Genomic DNA, 18,941 nt, shown 5'->3' with positions numbered 1-18,941 from the left:
ACTAACTGTATGTGAGCTTTTTCTATATTTTGATTCCATAAATCTAAAATATAGATTTTTATAGTACTAAAGTAACTGCACTAAAGTGCAGGGTTTTAAACCAGTTTTGTGACCAATAAAAATAATGCAGTACATAAATTTTTTCATGAAGCGGATAGTGTTTTTTAGATTATGGTTTGTAACAATGTAATCATATCATTATTATGATATTCTATACAGACTGACATGAATATAATAAGTTACAATCTTTAGTATAAAGTCAACTTCTAGACATCATAAAACAAACCTAAATAATGGGAAATTGCTGCAATTTCTTGTTGTGAGATTTCAATACATAAATATTTTATATCAATTCTTTTTACTCAACAATAAACAAAACTAGACCTGAAAATAAAAGAATATTGAGTTCAATGTCAAAAGAATAAAACTACGTCGCAGCTAAAACAAAAAGACCGTCTAAATGTTTTTAGACAGCCTTTTTTTACAGTATCGTATTTAAGATTATATAACGCCTATAGATAAAATCGACTCAGGTGTTAAGCCTTTACCTATCATAAAAGATATCGATATAGACGTTATACTATTATAGGTATTCTCGAATTTAAAATACCTTCCATTTTTAATAGTATAAGGTACTTGACTGTTGGGTCTATTGGTATACTGAGTATCTACCATAACCTGGCAAGAAGAATTAGAATTAAAAGGTGTTTTCAAACCAATATACAGGGTGTTAAAGGCATTTGTATTCCAAACAAAATCACACTTACAATTATTACTTACGCTAGACAATGATAAGGCCAACAAGGGTTGACTGGATTCCGATTCTTTTTGTATGTTCTGAATTTCTTTTTCACGCATTTCATCATACGTAATTTCTTTTGCTTCCATAATACATTTGTTTTAAAGTTATTTATTAAATAATAATTAACTAACTACCAATTCATTACTTAAAAATTAGCACATTTATTTAAGAACAAATATTTCAGCATATTTCAGAACCTTATTATTAAGTTATTAAAACATCTATTATGCTTCTACTTTTGGCCATTTCCAGGCAGTACGAACAATGATACAGAATACAACAATCTCTATCAATTGAAACAGATCGTAAAAAGCAGACCAAGGTAAGCTTTGATCAATAATATCCCAAACCAGTATAATAAAAGACATTGAAGACCATACAATAGCTACAATGATATTTAACCATTTATTTACTCTCGGTTTTAATAGCGTCGATAGACAAATCATTAATGTTGGTACAATTAAAATCAAGGAAAATATAACCAGTAGTTGAGGGGTTACAGGACCAACCGGAGTAGTAAGGTTAATTTTACTTTCTATATTACCTGGGCTCATCATATCGAAAAAATCACAATAAATATATAGAAACATCAAACTAGCCCATAATGAAGCTAATTTTACTTTTACATCGATTTTAGAATCTATAAGTCCTTTAGATTTTGGGCTAGTATTTGTCATAGTAAGCTATTGATTTAAAAATTAAAATGAAATTTTAGATTTTAATGTTGTATTACCTCTAGCTATAAAGACGTAAGATGTTTTTAAATGGTTGCCTTTCTTTTAACAAAACACGCCTTTTTTTTATAAAAAACACTTTGAATCCATTTGATATACTATAAAAAAATCGCTATCATTTTGATTATAAAATATATTATTAAAGCCTATTTATAAAAGTATTCTAATAGCAACCCCTATCGATTTCTGTTAGTTTTATTTATTATTATACAAACAAATTCTGTATACATACATTATTTGAATATTCAAATAGTGTATGTATATTTTTTTAATAAAAATTGTGAAATTTTATTAATCAAAATTGGATAAAAAATATTTATTTTCGTACGTCTAATACACCGTACTTCGCTATCAATTTTGGTAGTTTTCTATTTAAAAATTTGATTTGTTGTTCAATTCCATTTGGAGTATCGTGATTGTGCGTGACAACAAAAATTAATTCTTTGTTAGGAATAAGTATGATAAACTGTCCGCCATATCCCATTCCATATTCAATCTCAGTTCCTTCGAAGTTGGCTTTGTACCAACAAAAACCGTGTTTAGAGTTTTTTAATCCCCATTTCGTTTCAGATTTTTCATCTATGTCAAACAATTTTTCTATCCATTTTTTTGATACCAGTTGTTCTTTTTCCCATACTCCATTTTTCTCCAGCAATTGACCAATCTTCATCAAGTCTCCTGGTTTCATTTTAAGACCCAATCCACTACCATCATAATATCCATCATTTCTTTTTTTCCAATCTACCAAATCAATATGTAAATGTTTAAACAAAGTTTCGTTTGCAAATTCTAAAGTAGTCATATTGGTCGCTTTGCTAATGATTACCGATAATAAGTGAGTAGCTCCAGAATTGTAATTATATGCTGTACCTGGCTCATTTTCTAAATTCTTTTCTAAAACAAAAGAAACGGGATTACTACTTTGTTTCCATGCTTCATGCTCTAAATACCCTTTCCAGGAAAGACCAGAAGTTTGATTTAAAAGATGTCTGATCGTAATCGTTTCTTTACTTTTGTTAGTCAAATTTTCGAATTCGTCTGGGAAGTACTTTTTTATAGGGTCATCTACATCGGTAATGTATTGTTTGTCGATCGCAATACCAACAAAAATACTCATCAGTCCTTTGGTTAATGACTGCACATCACATAAACTATCTTTTGATTTTCCATTATAATATTCTTCGAATACTATTTTTCCTTTTTTTGAAATTAAGGTCGAAAAAATACCATCTTGTACTTGTGGGATAATTTCTGAAGTAATCGCTTTATCAGGTACCTCTTTTACGGTTTCTTTGCACGAAAAGAGTAGAAACGACAATGCCAATAACAGGTATTTTGTTTTCATACAGTACTGTTTTTTTGAAAAATAAAATATACTACTATACATTCAATAATGCATTCTTAATTTGTTTCATCAAATCTATAAAAAGTGTTTCGACAAACTTACTGGAGACATAGAATTTATATCTCTCTTAGTTAAAAAATTAAGACCATACTATTCAAAATTTACTTGAATAGTATTTTTTACTTTTTTGTAAAACTTAAGGCAATAAAAAACGAAGCAAAGCTTCTGTATTTGTTATAGTTACAAGATACAATAGATTTTCTACTACAAAAAACGGATTAAAGTCATTTGCATTAGGGTGAAGATTTTGTAATTCACTTAATATGCCATGCTAGTTGTAAGGTTCTTTCTCAAACTTAAAAAGCAAGCAACATACACCTATAATTATAGGTTATTTGGTATTGATTATAGTATTTTTTCTTTTTGATATTAATAAAAGATATAACAACACTTAATATAAAAATTGTTTTTTTAGATGATTTTAATTTCCTGTTAATTCGCTTTTTGGACTCTTACGGCGTACGACCATATATTACCACTATCTGGGCGAATATGATCTTTGGATCTAACTGTTACAGAATTATGAGTAGGTTTAATCATGGTAAGTAATCTTCCTACACCATTAAAAGAGGTTCTTCCTCCAGGGCATGTAACTACCCAGCCATTTGGAATAAAGCTAGTAGAAACTCCAACTTGATTATTATTAGCATACGCCCTGTTAGAATTGGTAGCTATATTCAATCTACCAAAATTTGGAATGTCTCTTTTTATACCAATAGCATATGCTGTAATACTAGCCGGATTACCTCTTAGATGATCCTTACTTTTTACGTACCAGCTACTTCCAGAAGGGTAAGAGTGTACTAATAGATTACCAGCACCACTCCAATTAACTTTTGCACCACCACCAATTAGCGTATACCCATTGGTAACGGTAGCAAACGTATTTGGATGGGATTGTCCAGATGAAGTTCGTTTAGAAAGTTTAATATATTGTCTTAATTGATCTGCAGAAACGCCTTCTAATTTTAACCCTATAGCATAAACAGTAAGTGTGTGAGAATCAACTCTAAGATGATCTTTGGAACTAGCAATCCAATCGGTTAGATTTTCACTTGGTCTACTTTCTGTTAAAAGAGCTCCCACTCCCCTATAATTTGTAAATGCGCCACCACCTACAAGAACATAATCAGGATCTACATGTGCAATGGCATTATTATTATGTGATGAAGGACCACTTTCTGCAAAAAAAGTTTTTACCGTTACCTTACCAGACCAATCGGAGAATTCACTAGAACTTTTTTGTCCATTCTTTAATGTTTGATTAGCATTATTTGTAGCAATTTTCAAAATGTTGTCTGTCACAACATCAATATTTTCTAATGTTTCGGAGTTAATATTACTTTGGGGATCTTCTGGCTCTTCTAAACTACATGCATAGAAAAATAGTACTGATATAATTGGTATTACTCTGATTAATAATTTCATTTTTTTGATTTTTAATATATTAAGTGTTGTTGGTTAATTACTCATGTAAGTTTCCCTTAATTAGAACTGCTTATTCTGCTAATATTTCTATTAAGTTATTGTTATAAATACACAGATCAGGTTTAAATACTGTGCATTTCAAAACTACAACAAAACTTTATTTATCCGTAAAAATGAAAGCGTAAATAAGTTCTAAATCTTCAACTTATTGAAGATCTAGAACTTATTTTTTACTTTATATATGAATTGAAAAAGACAACGTTACTTTTTAACTCCTTTTACTCATTAGGATAAACCAATGGAAGGCTTTTATATCCTTAATTTAACTAAACCACCCTGCACTTAAAACGGAAGGAGTTTAAACCGATTTTGAGGCCAATAAATTTTTAAATACCCTACAAAGCAACATCTAAATAATTATGATAAATTTATATTAAAAAAGTGTAACATTTTATACAGATGTAACTCCTGTAATAGAAACTGTTCTATAAAAATATATACATGAATCAAACCATCATTAAACGATTATTACTACTAGTATTACTAACCATTACCGGGATGCTTCAAGCCCAAATTGAAAAAGGAGAAATTTTAAAAGATAAATTAAATTCTTCTACAATTCATTCAACCGAAAAACATCGATACTATATAAACCTAGAAAAAGATCAATTTGCTTTTTTTAGACTACTACAAAAAGGCGTTGACCTAAAAATTACAACGTATAACGTCCTTAATGAAAAAATAGAAGTTTTTGACAGTCCTAATGGTCAAAATGGGTATGAATTATTTGCCATAACCTCGAGTAATAAAGGAAAATATATCATAGAAATATATCCTTATGATCAAAAGGAACCATCTGGTAATTATGACTTAATTCTCGAAAAAATAAAACCTAAAGCTACTTTACCCAATGAGCAGGTCGATGAAATATTTACCCCCTGGGATACTAATGATACACCTGGAGCCTCTGTTGCAATTGTTAAAGATGGAGTAGTTGTACATAAAAATGGTTATGGGTTGGCTAATTTAGAATATGATATTCCTATTACACCTTCTTCTGTATTTCATATCGCTTCTATCTCAAAACAGTTTACTGTTTTTTCTATTCTTTTATTAGAAAAGCAGGGAAAATTAAACTTGGATGATGATATTAGAAAGTATATTCCTGAAGTACCTGATTTTGGAAAAAAAATTACATTAAGACATTTAGCCTCTCATACAAGTGGGTTAAGGGATCAATGGAATTTATTAGGAATGGCAGGTTGGAGAATTGATGATGTCATTACCAAGAAGCATATTCTAAAAATAATAAGTCAGCAAAAAGAACTAAACTTTGACCCAGGAGAAGAATATGTGTATTGTAATACTGGTTTTACTCTTTTGGCAGAAGTTGTTTCGAGGATAACTGATATGTCTTTCGCAAAGTTTACCGATGTCAATATTTTTAAACCTCTAAAAATGGAAAACACACTATTTTATGACGATCATGAAAAGATTGTTAAAAATAGAGCATACTCCTATCATACCGATAGTTTAGGTTATAAAAAAAGTGTCTTAAACTATGCGAATGTAGGAGCTACAAGTCTTTTTACTACTGCTGAAGATTTAGGCTTATGGGCTATGAATTTTTCGAATATAAAAGTTGGTGATGCCAGTATTATTGATAAGATGAACACACCTGCAACCCTAAATAACGGAAAAACTTTTGGAGGAGCGCTAGGGCAATTTGTAACCGAATACAAAGGAATAAAAGAAATACAACACGGAGGAGCAGATGCAGGATATCGTTCTTATCTGGCTCGTTTTCCCGAGGAAAATTTCTCGGTAATGATTCTTAGTAATTCGGCTAGTTTTAACCCTAATCGAATAGCACATAAAATAGCCGATATTTATCTAAAAGATAAACTCAAAACCAATATCAAAAAAGAAATACCTAAAAAAGAAAATACTTCTTCTATTGTAGATATTGATCAGAGCATATTAGACACTTATATTGGAAATTTTGAACTAAAGCCAGGGTTCAACATCAATATTAGTAAAAAAGATGGTCAATTAACCGGTCAGGCAACAGGGCAATCAGCTTTTTCATTAATGCCCCTATCAACAACAGAATTTAAGATCGTAGGAGTTGAAGCAAAAATAGAGTTCATACCTAACGAAGGAGATACTATTAAACTGCTAAAACTTTATCAGGGTGGACAAATACTAGATGCAAATCGATTAAAAGAATTTGACAAGACTGTTGTAAATCTAAATGATTTTTCTGGAACTTACTTTAGTCAAGAACTTTCTACCACCTATACTTTTATTGTTGAAGATACCAATCTTGTTGTAAAACACCGTAAACTAAATGATTTTAAGTTAAACCCAACGGGAAAAGATAAATTTGGAGGTTCTAGCTGGATGTTTAGGCAAGTAGAATTTATCAGAGATGCTAATCAGAAAATTACTGGCTGTAAAGTCTCTAACGGTCGTGTTCGAAATCTTTACTTTAAAAAAATAAAGTAGTAAACTAACTATGTCCTATACGGTTTGGTAGTTTTTAAAAATTACAGAATAAATACATAATAGCAAATAACCTCATTCTATAAATATTTATAGAATGAGGTTATTTGCTTTATAACGTTTTATAAAAACGACAACTATAAAAAATAAGATCGATAATCATTTAGACCCCATCAAAACTTTAATAAAAAATTATCTATTTTTTAAATACCATTTATTTAGCTCTCTTATGTATCGTTGATCATTTAACTTAATGGATCGAGTTAATTTAAACGCTTCTAAAAAAATTGATTCTATACTTGCTTTAGATTTTGGTTGTACACAACCATTAAATTCAAAAGAACCATTATTTAAAATAAGTGTATTATTTCTGTGATCTACAATTTCAATATATCCTTTATCAAAGGATTTTTCTATATGTTCCTTAATAAGGGATTGATTTATTTTCATTGATTTTGACGGGTTTACGATAATATAACGGAGAAATAACATTTATTATTACTATTCAATAATACCAAAATATTTTAGATTACCGAAACTATAGTAATGAATTATACGTATCATGGCAACATATTTATTAGTTCTAAATTAATAGTTGCACCTTCAAAATCGTATCTATTTTCTCTTACATCAGAAAATAAAGTATTGTATAAAATCTTGTTCTTAAATATGCTTGTACTCAGGAATCGCATCAAAACAAGGGCAATGTTTCATCCACTCGAAAGGCTCTATTATACCATTATTATTCCTGTCTTTACTAACATCTCTATGTCCCAATATAGTTGCTCGAGGATGTTTCTGTTTTAGCTCTTTAAGAAGTTTAAGCAATGCCTCCTTTTGAGCGTCAGTTCTGGTATCAGCAGGTGCCTTAAGTGTATTAAGTCCACCGACATAGGTAACACCCAATGAGTTTCTATTATATCCTCTAACGTGTGCTCCCATAACATTATCGGGTCTCCCTTTCTCTACAGAACCATCAAGCTTTACAACATAATGATATCCTATCCCATTCCAACCTTTTTGTCGATGCCAACGATCAATATCTTTTGCACCAAGGTCTTGACCTTCGATAGTTGCTGTACAATGAATGAATATTTTCTCTATTTTCATATGATATGTATCTATCTTCTAAAATTAAATATTTCTTGATACTTTTTGCCTTTTTTTTAAAGAACTTTTGTTAGATATCTAATTGATTACTTCTACGTTTTAATTGTGATTCGCATTCTATTTTCTTTATGTTTTCTTTTAGGCGAATACAAGTCTTAATCTAGTATTTCAATCGCATAAATTTGAGCCCATTTTTATGCATCTTGTTTTACTATTTATAATAAAATTGAATATCCGTTTTCACTCATAATCCAGTAATTCCTGTTATTACCAGCCTATCGAATAGTTTTTCTTCAAAATATCTTTCTATTAAGTTTATAAACAAATTCGTTTGGGTAAAGCTGTAGGTATTTCTCTTTATTTTGTGATAGTTTCCTAATAAATTTCGTTTGGCATTACTTATAGTTATATGTACCCATTTCAAAGTATCTTTAGTAATATTTTTATCTGATTTTTTACTAATATGGAGCTCTACCAAATCTGCAATATCAACATATGAGTTGCTTTTATCAGTAAAAACAATACTTTGTTCATTATAAGGATTCTTTGAGAGTATCATTTACACCTTCAGCCTTATGATCTGTAAGTACTTTAGCTTTAAAATAACGACATTGGCGATCTTTTTTACCAGTTTTAGGATCTTCCAAAGGAATTGATTCTGCCATAATCATTACATTTTGTTTTCCTACTGCACCACGAACTCTTTTACCTTTTTGTTACTCTATTTCAGAAGATTCAACCGTAAAATAGACCTCGGCAAGATTTACATTCATAACTCCAAACAGCTTTTATCCAATAATGCTCATTATGATCACAGCGTTAACATTTCACTCCAATCTTATCTCTTTCTTCTTTAAAATGAAGACGACAAGCTTCTTCTCTATCAAAATGAGCGGTAAAAATGAAAATATTCATAGTATCGTTTTTAGATAAAATAAAGCTTTTTATATAATTATTAGTAATTACGGATATTCATAAACTTTTAACTATAAAATTAAGTGGATTACCATAATAGTAGGATACGGCAAAACCACACTTTTTATTATTAAAGACTACATTAACGTTTACATACTATCATATTGTTTGTTATTTATAAAAGTTTAAATACGATAAGCCATTCTTTTTCTATAACAACAAATCATTCAAAAATTTGTCATGTTTAAATACTTATTTCGACTATAATTCAAATATTAATCATGAAACATCTAAGCATTCTTTTTCTATTTTTATTCACAAGTCTATTATACGCTCAAAACATGGATAATAGTACTTTGAAAGATATCATTCATAAAAAAGCAGATACCATAAATGGAGTAACTGGTAATTGGAAATTTATTTACAAAGAGACTCTAATGTTATGTATTACTGATGAAACAAATAACAGAATGAGAATTATCACTCCCGTTGTAGAGACGACACAATTGGACAAGGATTTATTACTAGATAGCATGACCGCTAATTTTCATTCGGCATTAGATGTTAAATATGCTATTTCTAACGGCGTTCTTTGGTCTGTTTATATACATCCTTTAAAAGAACTTTCGAATCAACAGGTAGAGGATGCTATTTCGCAGGTACACTTAGCAGCAAAAAACTTTGGCACTACCTTCTCTAGTACTCCTTTACTTTTTGGAACTGGAAATAAAACAGAAGAACCTTCTAAAGAAATAGAAGAAAGGAAAGTTCTAAAATTTTAATTTTTCGGTTGGAAACTATTTTCTGCTATTTTTCCTTTAACATCTTTAAAAAAATCATACATAAACTTTAGATCTTTTTCGATATCATTGGATGGATAGAAAGGCGCCGAGATAAGGTTTTGTTTTTTACCAAAATCAAATGTTACCATGATTATAGGAACTTCTGCCGTTTTTGCTATATGGTAGAAACCAGTTTTCCAATCTTCTACCTTTTTTCTAGTCCCTTCTGGAGCCAGCGCTAGCCTTAATTCGTTTCGTTTGTGAAACAATTCAGCTATTGCTTCAACTTTATTTTGCCCCGAAGTTCTATCCAAAGAAATTCCTCCAACTTTTCTCATATACCATCCTAATGGCCATTTAAAAAGTTCTTTTTTTGCTAAAAAACTAATCTTAATATTCGCCAATTTACGAATTAACAACCCAATGTAGAAATCGTGCCAACTAGTATGAGGCACAACAACGATTACACACTTTTTTACAGAATCTGCATTAAAATCTCCAATCATTTTCCACCCTAAAAGGTTATGATATATAAAGGCTGCAAAACGTTTCATAGGCTTATGATAAAAATAAGTGTTAGTTTTGTTAAAAGATTTAACAAAACTAACACTTATTTAGTAAATTAAAAATCAAACAATTACAGCGATCGATAAATTTCTTTTAACTTATCGGCATTTATTTTCGATTTCCAATCAGATCCAAGTGCATTTTCCCAAAGAGGTTCTAAACTTAACGCAACTCTAGTCATTACATTTAATTGATCTTCTGTAACGTTTGCACATACTCCTTTTGGTATAGTAATGTTATGATATTCTTTCATCTTCTTAAAAGTAGCAACTCCTTCTGGATAATACTTTTCTAATTTATCAAACACAATACAATTTCCAACACCATGTTTTGTTCCTAAAACATAGGCAAGTCCATAACTCATTGCGTGAGCAACCCCCACTTGAGAGTATGCAATACTCATCCCTCCATGCCATGATGCCATCATTAGTTTTGCGTCTGCCTCTTCTTTACTAAGTGAGTTTTCTAAAAATATTTCTTCACATAGATCTAAAGCTTTTTCTCCATAACTTTGGCTAAAAGCATTAAGATACGTACCGTTTAATGATTCTACGCAATGAATATAACAATCCATCCCTGTATAGAACCATTGATCTTTTGGAACATCTTTAATTAATTCTGGATCAAGTATTACCTGATCAAAAGGTGTAAAATCAGAATTAATTCCTAATTTACGTTCAGGACCTGTTAATACGGTTGTTCGCGAAACTTCTGCTCCAGTTCCAGAAATTGTTGGAACTCCTACATGATACACGGCTTTATTGTTTACTAAATCCCATCCTTGATACTCTGTTGCACTTCCTGGGTTAGTTAACATAATAGAAACAGCTTTTGCCAAATCTAATATCGACCCACCACCGATGCCAATAATACCACTAGGAGTATATTGACATTTATTTTTAATATCTGATACAATTTCATCTACTTGAGAGGTCTTAGGCTCTTCTGCTGTTGAGATATAAACTATCTCGTCTGTATATGCCAAAGGAATCCTGTTTTCGATAAAAGATTTATTATTTTCAAAAACTTCATCGATCAAATATATAAACGGAGCAACACCATTTCGTTGCGGAGAAACAATTTGACTAATCTGATTAAAAGCCCCAACCCCGAAAACCACTTTTGGAACCATTGGAAAATTCTTAAAAGTCGAAACTGGAGTAGGTATAGAAGGTGTGGCTTGTATATTCAATTGGCTTTCTTTATTTATTATTTTTTTTGCTCTTTCTAAATCTTCGGGAGTATCAATCTCTACTCCCTCATGTTTAGTTTCTATCATTTTTATGTTTTTCCCATATTCCAGATATCGAATACACTCAATTTTTTCAGAAGCTTCTAACGACTTCATGGGTAAATTATAAAAATCTAAAATCGCTTGCTTTCTAAAGGCATAAACTCCTTTATGCTTATAATATGTGTGATTTGTTTCTTTATCTCTAGGATATGGAATTGGCGCTCTTGAAAAATACAGTGCATAATTATTTTCATCTACAATAACTTTTACACTATTTGGATTCATAATATCATCCCAGTCTTCCATGGGTGTCATTAGGCTTGCCAAATCTATTTTATCAGAATCTTCTTTATAAAAAACACTTAGTACTTTTTCTAAGCTTTCTCGATCGGTAAACGGTTCATCACCTTGCACGTTTACCACGATATCGACATCCATATCTTCTACCGCTTCAGCAATTCGGTCGCTTCCGCAACTATGCTCTTTTTTACTCATAATAGCTACTCCTCCATGAGAAGTAATTTCATCATAAATAATGTCACTATCCGTAACAACATATACTTCTTCAAAAAGTCCAGAATTAACAGCGGCTTCGTAAGTTCTTCTAATTACACTTTTTCCTTCAAGATCTTGCATTAGCTTACCAGGAAAACGCGTGGCAGCGTACCTCGCAGGAATCATTGCGATAGTTTTTAGAGTATTTTTGTTCAAAATGTATTGCTTTTCTTAATTTGCAAAATTAACTTTTTTAAATCAATTTTTGTTATTCAAAATTAATTTAGTTTCATATATATTTCTTAAAAAAGTCATAAAACAAAACTTGAAAAACAATTAAAACAATTAAAACAATTAATTTTCTGCGAAGAAATCGTCTTTAAATCCAATAAGAAATAATTTCTTTTTTGTTCTCGTAATGGCTGTATACAACCATCTTAAATAATCTTTGGTGATACCTTCTGCGAGGTAAGGTTGTTCTACAAACACATTATCCCACTGACCGCCTTGAGATTTATGACAAGTAATAGCATATGAAAACTTTACTTGTAAGCTATTAAAGAATCTATTGTTTTTAACGCCTAAAAAACGTTTATATTTTGATTTTTCATCCTCAAAATCCTTCATAACTTCTTGATACAATTTATTTGACTCTTCGTATGATAAAGAGGGAGTTTCAGAAGTTAAAGTATCTAATAACAATACTGTTTCAAAAGGTTTTTGATTTGGATAATCTACCATAGCTACATTTACAATTGCAAACTTAAAACCGTACAATTCTTTTACTGAAAAAATTTCAAGTACTTTAATAATATCTCCATTAGCAATAAAGCCTGCTTCACTTTTTGTATCCAACCAATAATAATTATTCTTGACTACCATAAGATAATCTCCTGTAGATAACTCCTCCTCCTGAAAAAGAATTCTTGAACGAATTTGTTGATTATAAATATTAGCTCTTTTATTAGAACGCAAAATAATTACAGACTCTTCATGACCAGAAGTTATATAACCGTCATTTAAGGCATCCATAATTTCATGTCCATCAACAAGTCTTATCACATCAGGATATCCTGCGATATCAAAACGAAATGAATCATAAAATCCATCCTTAAGTGTTTCTCGAATATAGGTTGCATTCATTAACACCCCACTTCCTTCTGCTTGCCTTACCACTTCATCTAACTCTATCTGTGTTACTTCGGTATTAAAACCAATTTCCAAATTATTAGCATCCAGAGCTGGGCTAACCTCTAACTTAACTGGCGGTAATTGTGCGGTATCCCCAATAAGCAGAATCTTACAATTGTATCCAGAATAGACATACATCATTAAGTCATCTAAAAGAGAACCATTTTCAAAAAGTTTATTATCACTTGGTGTATCTGGTATCATTGAAGCTTCATCCACAATAAAAATAGTATTTCTACATTTATTCTGTTTTAACTGAAACGCCAGTCCTCCACTTTGGTTTTTTTTGGGATAATAGATATTTCTATGAATCGTTTGAGCTTGTCGCCCAGAAAAATTACTAATTACTTTTGCTGCTCGTCCCGTGGGTGCCAACAGAACGGTGTTCAATTTTGCTTTTCCAAGGTTTCTAACCAAGGCTCCTATCAGCGTAGTTTTTCCTGTACCGGCATATCCTTTAAGTAAAAAAAGTTCATTTTTTGCTCTAGATAATACAAACTGAGATAGTTTTTGTAAAACAACATCCTGTTTTACAGTCGGTTCAAAAGGAAAATCTTCTTTCAATAATCCATAAAACTCTTTTTCCTTCATTAAATTTATATCTGTAAATTGATCATACTTATAATAATAAATCAAAGATAGGGATGATTTTTTGGCAATAAACTTTTACGATTAAAAAAAAATTGTAGATTTGCGTATACACTAATGTTTAAAGCTAAATCGTAAAATGAAAATTGTTGTTCAGTTAGTTCTTTGGATAGTAATAGGGTTCTTAGGGTACTTAGTATTCAATTCTATTAATGGTCCAGTAAAGTTCAATAAATTAAAACAAGTGAGATATGCTAAAGCTGTCGAAAATTTAAGAGATATTCGTACCGCACAACTTGCATACAGATCAATAACCGGGAAATTCACCAAAGACCCTGTTCGGTTAGTTTCTTTTATAGACACTGCAAAATTCACTTTAACTCAAAGAAGGGATTCTAGCTTTATAAGCTTTAATAAAATACTTAAGATCGACGAACCTAGAGATACGGTTGTTATCGATACTCTAGGATATGCATCTGTAAAAGATTCTTTGTTTAAAACAGGAAGCCATAAGACAATGTTAAAAGTTCCTATTGAAGGAGTTGATGCAAATTTTGAAATGGATGCAGGTTTTATAAATAAGAATGACTTAAGAATTCCAGTTTTTGAAGCGAAGATTTCAAAAGATATTTTATTACATGATCAAGATAAAGATTTATTGGCTCAGGAAAAAGAAGTAGTTTCTGTAGACGGGGTTAATGGACCTTTCTTATCTGTTGGATCTATGACAGAAGTAATGACCTCTGGTAATTGGCCAAGAACCTATGGTGCAAACGACCAATAATACCATTAATAATACGTCAAAGACATTGTCCATTCAGGTAGGCTTGAATGGACTTTCTTTTTGTACTTGGATTGACCAACAAATCACTGCGATCAATCATGAAAGCTTCGGAATACAATTAACACCCGAGCAAATCCTTGATAAAATCAAATACGTTTTTGACCATAACATTAATTTAAAAGAGAGCTTTGACAAAGTAAACGTTATATACCAAAACGATTTATACACCATTGTCCCAAAACCACTATTTAACGCAGAGTCTCTAAACGAATATTTAAAATATAATATCAAGGTACTAAAAAATGATTTTATAGCATTTGACGAGCTTGAGCAACACAATATTGTTACCGTTTATATTCCTTATACGAATATCAATAATTTCTTTTTTGATAATTTCGGTACCTTTACATACAAACACACAAGCACCGTATTAGTTGACTCTTTACTGACTCAAAAAAAAAATAGCAAATCTTCTTCTGTTTTTGCAAATATTAATGACACCTCCTTTGATCTTGCTATAATTACTAACGGAAATTTAGTTTTATGCAATACATATGCCTACCATTCCAAAGAAGATTTTCTATACTATCTTTTATTTACCACAGAGCAATTACAACTTAACCCAGAAGAATTTGAACTTATTTTCACAGGAAACCTCTCTAAAGAAAGTGCTCTTTACAAAATCGCTTACACTTATGTTAGAAACATAAGTTTTGGAGAAAACATGAACAACATAAAATTAGGTACAGATGTCGCTTTACTCAGCCCTCACAAACATTTTGTTTTACTAAGTAGTCATTTTTAATATGCGAATTATTTCAGGAAAATATAAAGGAAAAAGGCTTACAGCTCCAAAAAAACTGCCCGTTAGACCCACAACCGATATGGCAAAAGAAGGGCTTTTTAACATTTTAAGAAATCAATACAACTTCTCGAATATATCTGTCATCGACTTGTTTGCCGGAACAGGAAATATTAGTTATGAATTTATTTCAAGAGGAACAAAATCAATTACTTCTGTAGATTCTCATTATGCATGTCTTTCATACATAAAAACGATTGCCAGAGAACTTGAAGCCCCTATCGAAACCATAAAAAGTGATGTATACAGTTATTTAGAAAAGGTAAAGCGCAAAGCAGATATAATTTTTGCAGATCCTCCTTATGATTTCACCGTAGATCAATTTGAAAAAATAGCAACGTTAGTTTTTGAAAATGAATTATTAAACCCAGGCGGAATTCTTATAATAGAACACTCAAAACATACTTCCCTAGAAAACTCTGTTCATTTTAGTCATTCTAGAAAATATGGAGGATCTGTTTTTAGTTTTTTTGAAAAATAATCCACACCCCTATAGATAATCTTTTTGGTTGTTTAAATAGTAATTTGTCGAAACGATAGTTTTTAAAAAGCTTATATCACGTTTATATTTAGTTTGTTTGCAGAAACAAAAAACTTTCATTTGGTCCTAATAGTCTATAGCCTCATAAATAACCCTTTGGATTTCAGATCTAATATCATTAGATATTAATTTTCTATTGGCAGCATTAGGATGAATACGATTACTTAAAAATACGTATATAATTTCTTCTTCAGGATCAGCCCAGGTAAATGTTCCTGTAAAACCACTATGTCCAAAACTAGTCATAGATATACATCCACAGGTTGGACCTACAGTTCCTAATTGCGGTTTGTCAAAACCTATTCCTCGCCGAACATCTCTATCACAATAATAACAAGTATTGAACTCTTCTAATGTTTGCTTACTAAAGTACTGTTTACCGCCATAATAACCTCCATTAAGATACATTTGCATAATTTTGGTAACATCATTTGCATTAGCAAACAGTCCAGCATGACCGCCAACACCACCTAACATTGCAGCCCCCTGATCATGCACATACCCATGAATTAGCTCACCCCTGTAAATCATATCATTCTCTGTTGGGACAATTCTTTTTCTTTTAAATTTAGACAATGGCACATAAGAGGTATTATTTGCTCCTAATGGTTTGTAAATATGTTGTTGAGTTAAGTCATTTAGCGAATTTCCATAATAATCTTCTATATAGGATTTTAAAAGGTAATAAGGAAGATCACTATATTTATAACTAAGTCTTTTTCGTAGTTTACTATCCCTTATTTTAATTAACAACGAATCCTTCATATCGTTGCGGAAATATAAGTTTTTGGTCACCTGCAAGCCAAAATTTTCTGACTTACTGGTTCTATAATACTTATAATCTGGTTTTTGTGTTACAGAGTCCATAGTATGCACATAAAAAGGTATCCACGCTCTTAATCTTGCATAATGAGAAAGCATTGATTTTATTGTTATGTCCTCTTTATTAGAACCTTTGAAAGAAGGCAACATATCCCCCACCTTAGTATCTAAGGCTACAATCCCCTTATCTTTCAACTCTATTAAAAGAGGCAGGGTTGCTAATATCTTTGTTAACGATGCTAAATCATAAATATCTGTATTTTTTACCTTTCTAGTTTTTTCATACGAATGGTATCCATAATTTTTATGAAAAATTACTTTTCCTTTTCTAGCAACGATTAGTTGTACTCCTGGCGTCATTCTTTCTTGTATTGCAACAGCAACAATAGAATCTATTTTGGCAAGTTTATGTGAATTTACACCAACACTTTCCGGAACTCCGTATGATAGTCTTTTTAAGGATCTCGTTTCTTCACCTACTCCAACAGGAAAATCATCAGAAACACTTACCGGTAACTTCCCCCTAGAGGGAATCGCTCCAAAAAGTAATTGAGCCGATTTTTCCTGAGCTATTTTACTGTTTTGATAAGCCACCAAAATCCCTTCAAAATTAGTGGTCGAAATCATATCAGAAATTGCATAAGGCTTTGTAAACACATTAAGAATTGTGGTATTCATTCTTGCTATTTCATATAACCAAACCAACTCTTTATCTTTAAATTTATATTTCTCCCATGGAGAATCATTAGCTTTATGAAAGCCCACGATTACATAATTATAATCTTTTAGCTTATCTATCATTTCATTAAGCAGACTAGCTTTTACCCAATCTACTTGTGCATACTTATTAAGTTCATTATAAAACGTTTCTCCAGAATCATCACCAAACGAAACATATGCAATTTTCTTTAAATCCAAGTTTTTAATTGGTAAAGATGCTCTACTATTCTTTATTATTGTTAGCGAATTTTCTACCAATTCGTGATTTAAAACTTCATTCTTAGCACTATTCAACTCTTCTTCAATAAAATGAGTATCGATTGGAGCATAATCATAAAGACCAACCTTGTATTTTGCGTACAATATTTTTTTTACTGAATATGACAATCGTTCTTCGTTTATTGCTCCAGCATAATAAGCAGATATTATTTTTTGAGAAGCCAATGGCACATCTTCAGACATTAACAGCATGTCATTTCCTGCTACAAATGCAGCCAAATCAATATCACCAGGAGCTTCAAAATCTGACACACCTTTCATATTAAGAGCATCTGTAATTACCAAACCATTAAATTGCAAACTGTCTCTTAAAATTGTAGCAACAATATTTTTTGAAAGAGAAGAAGGGTGATTTGATCTAGGTTCAAGAGCAGGCACATTTAGGTGAGCTACCATGATGCTTGGCAATCCTTCTTTAATTAATTTTTTATATGGATACAATTCGATGCTATCAATTCTTTTGGCATCGAATCCAATAGTTGGTAACGTTATATGAGAGTCACTATCTGTATCTCCATGTCCAGGAAAATGTTTTGCGCTTGCTAATACACCTTCCTTCTGCATTCCCTTCATAAAGGCCAATGCTTTACGAGTTACATTTTCTCTTTCCTCGCCAAAGGATCGATTACCAATAATAGGATTATTAGGATTAGTATTTATATCGACTACAGGGGCAAAATTAATATGCACGCCTAATCGTTTACAATGTTTAGCTATTTGTCTCCCAGTTTTTTCTATTAAGGTATCGTTTTGAATTGCACCCAAAGCCATATTCCAAGGGAAAACTTGTGTAGAATCCAATCTCATACCTAACCCCCATTCTGCATCCATCCCAATAAGCAATGGCACTTTTGACAATTCTTGATAATCGTTTGTTAATTTTGCCTGTCGCTTTGGTCCTCCTTTAGAGAAAATAATACCCCCTATATAAAAATCATTAATCAATTGTTTTAATCTATCTGTTTCTCTGATCTGGTCAGAAGAAGATATATTTACCATGAACAATTGACCTACTTTTTCCTTAAGTGTCATTTTATTGTAGACACTATCCACCCACATCTTTTGAGCTTGAGAGTCTTTTGCTAACAAAGGACTTTCTACTTGCGAATAAAGCTTAAAAGAAACAACAAAAATTATGAAAAGAATATAGTTTTTATCGATATGCCACACAAAAATT

Annotated in this window: 15 protein-coding genes and 2 pseudogenes; 5 read left to right on the top strand and 12 right to left on the bottom strand. The window is 31.1% G+C overall.

The window, feature by feature from the left end:
- Positions 1 to 501: 501 nt before the first annotated feature.
- The 4 genes from ABW636_RS03110 to ABW636_RS03095 form a co-directional block, all read right to left on the bottom strand.
- A complete protein-coding gene (locus ABW636_RS03110; RefSeq protein WP_367588488.1) occupies positions 502 to 888 on the bottom strand; it encodes a hypothetical protein in 387 nt (128 codons plus the stop codon).
- A gap of 138 nt (positions 889 to 1,026) precedes the next feature.
- The gene (locus ABW636_RS03105) at positions 1,027 to 1,479 is read right to left on the bottom strand and encodes a DUF6326 family protein (protein WP_367588487.1); all 453 of its coding nucleotides are present in this window, start codon (positions 1,477 to 1,479) and stop codon (positions 1,027 to 1,029) included.
- 373 nt (positions 1,480 to 1,852) lie between these two features.
- A complete protein-coding gene (locus ABW636_RS03100; protein ID WP_367588486.1) occupies positions 1,853 to 2,881 on the bottom strand; it encodes a serine hydrolase domain-containing protein in 1,029 nt (342 codons plus the stop codon).
- Between the two features lie 492 nt (positions 2,882 to 3,373).
- On the bottom strand, positions 3,374 to 4,369 hold the full coding sequence (locus tag ABW636_RS03095; protein ID WP_367588485.1) for a hypothetical protein: 996 nt from the start codon (positions 4,367 to 4,369) through the stop codon (positions 3,374 to 3,376).
- Positions 4,370 to 4,870: 501 nt separating this feature from the next.
- Between ABW636_RS03095 and ABW636_RS03090 the strand changes: the two genes are divergently transcribed.
- Positions 4,871 to 6,877 (top strand): serine hydrolase, encoded by a 2,007-nt coding sequence (locus tag ABW636_RS03090; RefSeq protein ID WP_367588484.1) that lies wholly within the window; start codon positions 4,871 to 4,873, stop codon positions 6,875 to 6,877.
- Between the two features lie 189 nt (positions 6,878 to 7,066).
- Here the strand turns inward: ABW636_RS03090 and ABW636_RS03085 are convergent, their stop codons facing one another.
- From ABW636_RS03085 to ABW636_RS03075, 3 genes and pseudogenes are all read right to left on the bottom strand, one after another.
- Complete coding sequence (locus ABW636_RS03085; protein WP_367588483.1) at positions 7,067 to 7,324, bottom strand: hypothetical protein; 258 nt, start codon at positions 7,322 to 7,324, stop codon at positions 7,067 to 7,069.
- Between the two features lie 213 nt (positions 7,325 to 7,537).
- A complete protein-coding gene (locus ABW636_RS03080; protein ID WP_367588482.1) occupies positions 7,538 to 7,984 on the bottom strand; it encodes an N-acetylmuramoyl-L-alanine amidase in 447 nt (148 codons plus the stop codon).
- A gap of 244 nt (positions 7,985 to 8,228) precedes the next feature.
- Positions 8,229 to 8,899: pseudogene (locus ABW636_RS03075) on the bottom strand (IS1595 family transposase).
- 341 nt (positions 8,900 to 9,240) lie between these two features.
- Between ABW636_RS03075 and ABW636_RS03070 the strand changes: the two are divergent.
- A complete protein-coding gene (locus ABW636_RS03070) occupies positions 9,241 to 9,681 on the top strand; it encodes a hypothetical protein (RefSeq protein ID WP_367588481.1) in 441 nt (146 codons plus the stop codon).
- Here the strand turns inward: ABW636_RS03070 and ABW636_RS03065 are convergent.
- The 4 genes and pseudogenes from ABW636_RS03065 to ABW636_RS03050 all read right to left on the bottom strand — a co-directional run bounded on the left by ABW636_RS03065 (position 9,678) and on the right by ABW636_RS03050 (position 13,759).
- Positions 9,678 to 10,235 carry a 1-acyl-sn-glycerol-3-phosphate acyltransferase gene (locus ABW636_RS03065; RefSeq protein ID WP_367588480.1) on the bottom strand — a complete coding sequence of 186 codons (558 nt, stop codon included), beginning with the start codon at positions 10,233 to 10,235 and terminating at the stop codon, positions 9,678 to 9,680. The two genes, ABW636_RS03070 and ABW636_RS03065, sit on opposite strands and share 4 nt — an antisense overlap.
- An 83-nt stretch (positions 10,236 to 10,318) precedes the next feature.
- Entirely contained in the window at positions 10,319 to 11,380 is a 1,062-nt protein-coding gene (locus ABW636_RS03060) for an iron-containing alcohol dehydrogenase family protein (RefSeq protein WP_445012676.1), read from the bottom strand.
- A 78-nt stretch (positions 11,381 to 11,458) separates the two neighbouring features.
- Positions 11,459 to 12,163 (bottom strand): annotated as a pseudogene (gene kdsB, locus ABW636_RS03055) (3-deoxy-manno-octulosonate cytidylyltransferase); the annotation flags it as partial.
- Positions 12,164 to 12,331: 168 nt separating this feature from the next.
- The gene (locus ABW636_RS03050; RefSeq protein ID WP_367588479.1) at positions 12,332 to 13,759 is read right to left on the bottom strand and encodes an ATP-dependent DNA helicase; all 1,428 of its coding nucleotides are present in this window, start codon (positions 13,757 to 13,759) and stop codon (positions 12,332 to 12,334) included.
- A gap of 136 nt (positions 13,760 to 13,895) precedes the next feature.
- Here ABW636_RS03050 and ABW636_RS03045 point away from each other — a divergent pair, with 136 nt between their 5' ends.
- Genes ABW636_RS03045 through ABW636_RS03035 form a run of 3 tightly spaced genes read left to right on the top strand, consistent with a single transcriptional unit; the run spans position 13,896 to position 15,883 of the window.
- Positions 13,896 to 14,540, top strand: a complete 645-nt coding sequence (locus ABW636_RS03045; RefSeq protein ID WP_367588478.1) for a hypothetical protein — start codon at positions 13,896 to 13,898, stop codon at positions 14,538 to 14,540.
- Positions 14,521 to 15,345 (top strand): DUF3822 family protein, encoded by an 825-nt coding sequence (locus ABW636_RS03040; protein ID WP_367588477.1) that lies wholly within the window; start codon positions 14,521 to 14,523, stop codon positions 15,343 to 15,345. Before ABW636_RS03045 ends, ABW636_RS03040 begins: the two co-directional genes overlap by 20 nt.
- A gap of 1 nt (position 15,346) precedes the next feature.
- Positions 15,347 to 15,883 carry an RsmD family RNA methyltransferase gene (locus tag ABW636_RS03035; RefSeq protein ID WP_367588476.1) on the top strand — a complete coding sequence of 179 codons (537 nt, stop codon included), beginning with the start codon at positions 15,347 to 15,349 and terminating at the stop codon, positions 15,881 to 15,883.
- A 126-nt stretch (positions 15,884 to 16,009) separates the two neighbouring features.
- Here the strand turns inward: ABW636_RS03035 and ABW636_RS03030 are convergent, their stop codons facing one another.
- Positions 16,010 to 18,934: a serine hydrolase domain-containing protein gene (locus tag ABW636_RS03030; RefSeq protein ID WP_367588475.1), complete on the bottom strand. Its 2,925-nt coding sequence runs from the start codon at positions 18,932 to 18,934 to the stop codon at positions 16,010 to 16,012.
- Positions 18,935 to 18,941: the final 7 nt, after the last annotated feature.

It is taken from the genome of Aquimarina discodermiae (assembly GCF_040786235.1).
Classification (GTDB): Bacteria; Bacteroidota; Bacteroidia; order Flavobacteriales; family Flavobacteriaceae; genus Aquimarina.
This window is presented reverse-complemented; position numbering and strand designations above follow the sequence as displayed.

What these genes read in the sequence shown, in the direction of transcription:
- ABW636_RS03065 (WP_367588480.1), bottom strand. Translation starts at nt 10,235, where the DNA reads ATGAAACGTTTTGCAGCCTTTATATATCATAACCTTTTAGGGTGGAAA.
- ABW636_RS03110 (WP_367588488.1), bottom strand. Translation starts at nt 888, where the DNA reads ATGGAAGCAAAAGAAATTACGTATGATGAAATGCGTGAAAAAGAAATT.
- ABW636_RS03100 (WP_367588486.1), bottom strand. Translation starts at nt 2,881, where the DNA reads ATGAAAACAAAATACCTGTTATTGGCATTGTCGTTTCTACTCTTTTCG.
- ABW636_RS03050 (WP_367588479.1), bottom strand. Translation starts at nt 13,759, where the DNA reads ATGAAGGAAAAAGAGTTTTATGGATTATTGAAAGAAGATTTTCCTTTT.
- ABW636_RS03045 (WP_367588478.1), top strand. Translation starts at nt 13,896, where the DNA reads ATGAAAATTGTTGTTCAGTTAGTTCTTTGGATAGTAATAGGGTTCTTA.
- ABW636_RS03085 (WP_367588483.1), bottom strand. Translation starts at nt 7,324, where the DNA reads ATGAAAATAAATCAATCCCTTATTAAGGAACATATAGAAAAATCCTTT.
- ABW636_RS03070 (WP_367588481.1), top strand. Translation starts at nt 9,241, where the DNA reads ATGGATAATAGTACTTTGAAAGATATCATTCATAAAAAAGCAGATACC.
- ABW636_RS03095 (WP_367588485.1), bottom strand. Translation starts at nt 4,369, where the DNA reads ATGAAATTATTAATCAGAGTAATACCAATTATATCAGTACTATTTTTC.
- ABW636_RS03040 (WP_367588477.1), top strand. Translation starts at nt 14,521, where the DNA reads ATGGTGCAAACGACCAATAATACCATTAATAATACGTCAAAGACATTG.
- ABW636_RS03060 (WP_445012676.1), bottom strand. Translation starts at nt 11,380, where the DNA reads ATGGTTCCAAAAGTGGTTTTCGGGGTTGGGGCTTTTAATCAGATTAGT.
- ABW636_RS03080 (WP_367588482.1), bottom strand. Translation starts at nt 7,984, where the DNA reads ATGAAAATAGAGAAAATATTCATTCATTGTACAGCAACTATCGAAGGT.
- ABW636_RS03035 (WP_367588476.1), top strand. Translation starts at nt 15,347, where the DNA reads ATGCGAATTATTTCAGGAAAATATAAAGGAAAAAGGCTTACAGCTCCA.
- ABW636_RS03105 (WP_367588487.1), bottom strand. Translation starts at nt 1,479, where the DNA reads ATGACAAATACTAGCCCAAAATCTAAAGGACTTATAGATTCTAAAATC.
- ABW636_RS03090 (WP_367588484.1), top strand. Translation starts at nt 4,871, where the DNA reads ATGAATCAAACCATCATTAAACGATTATTACTACTAGTATTACTAACC.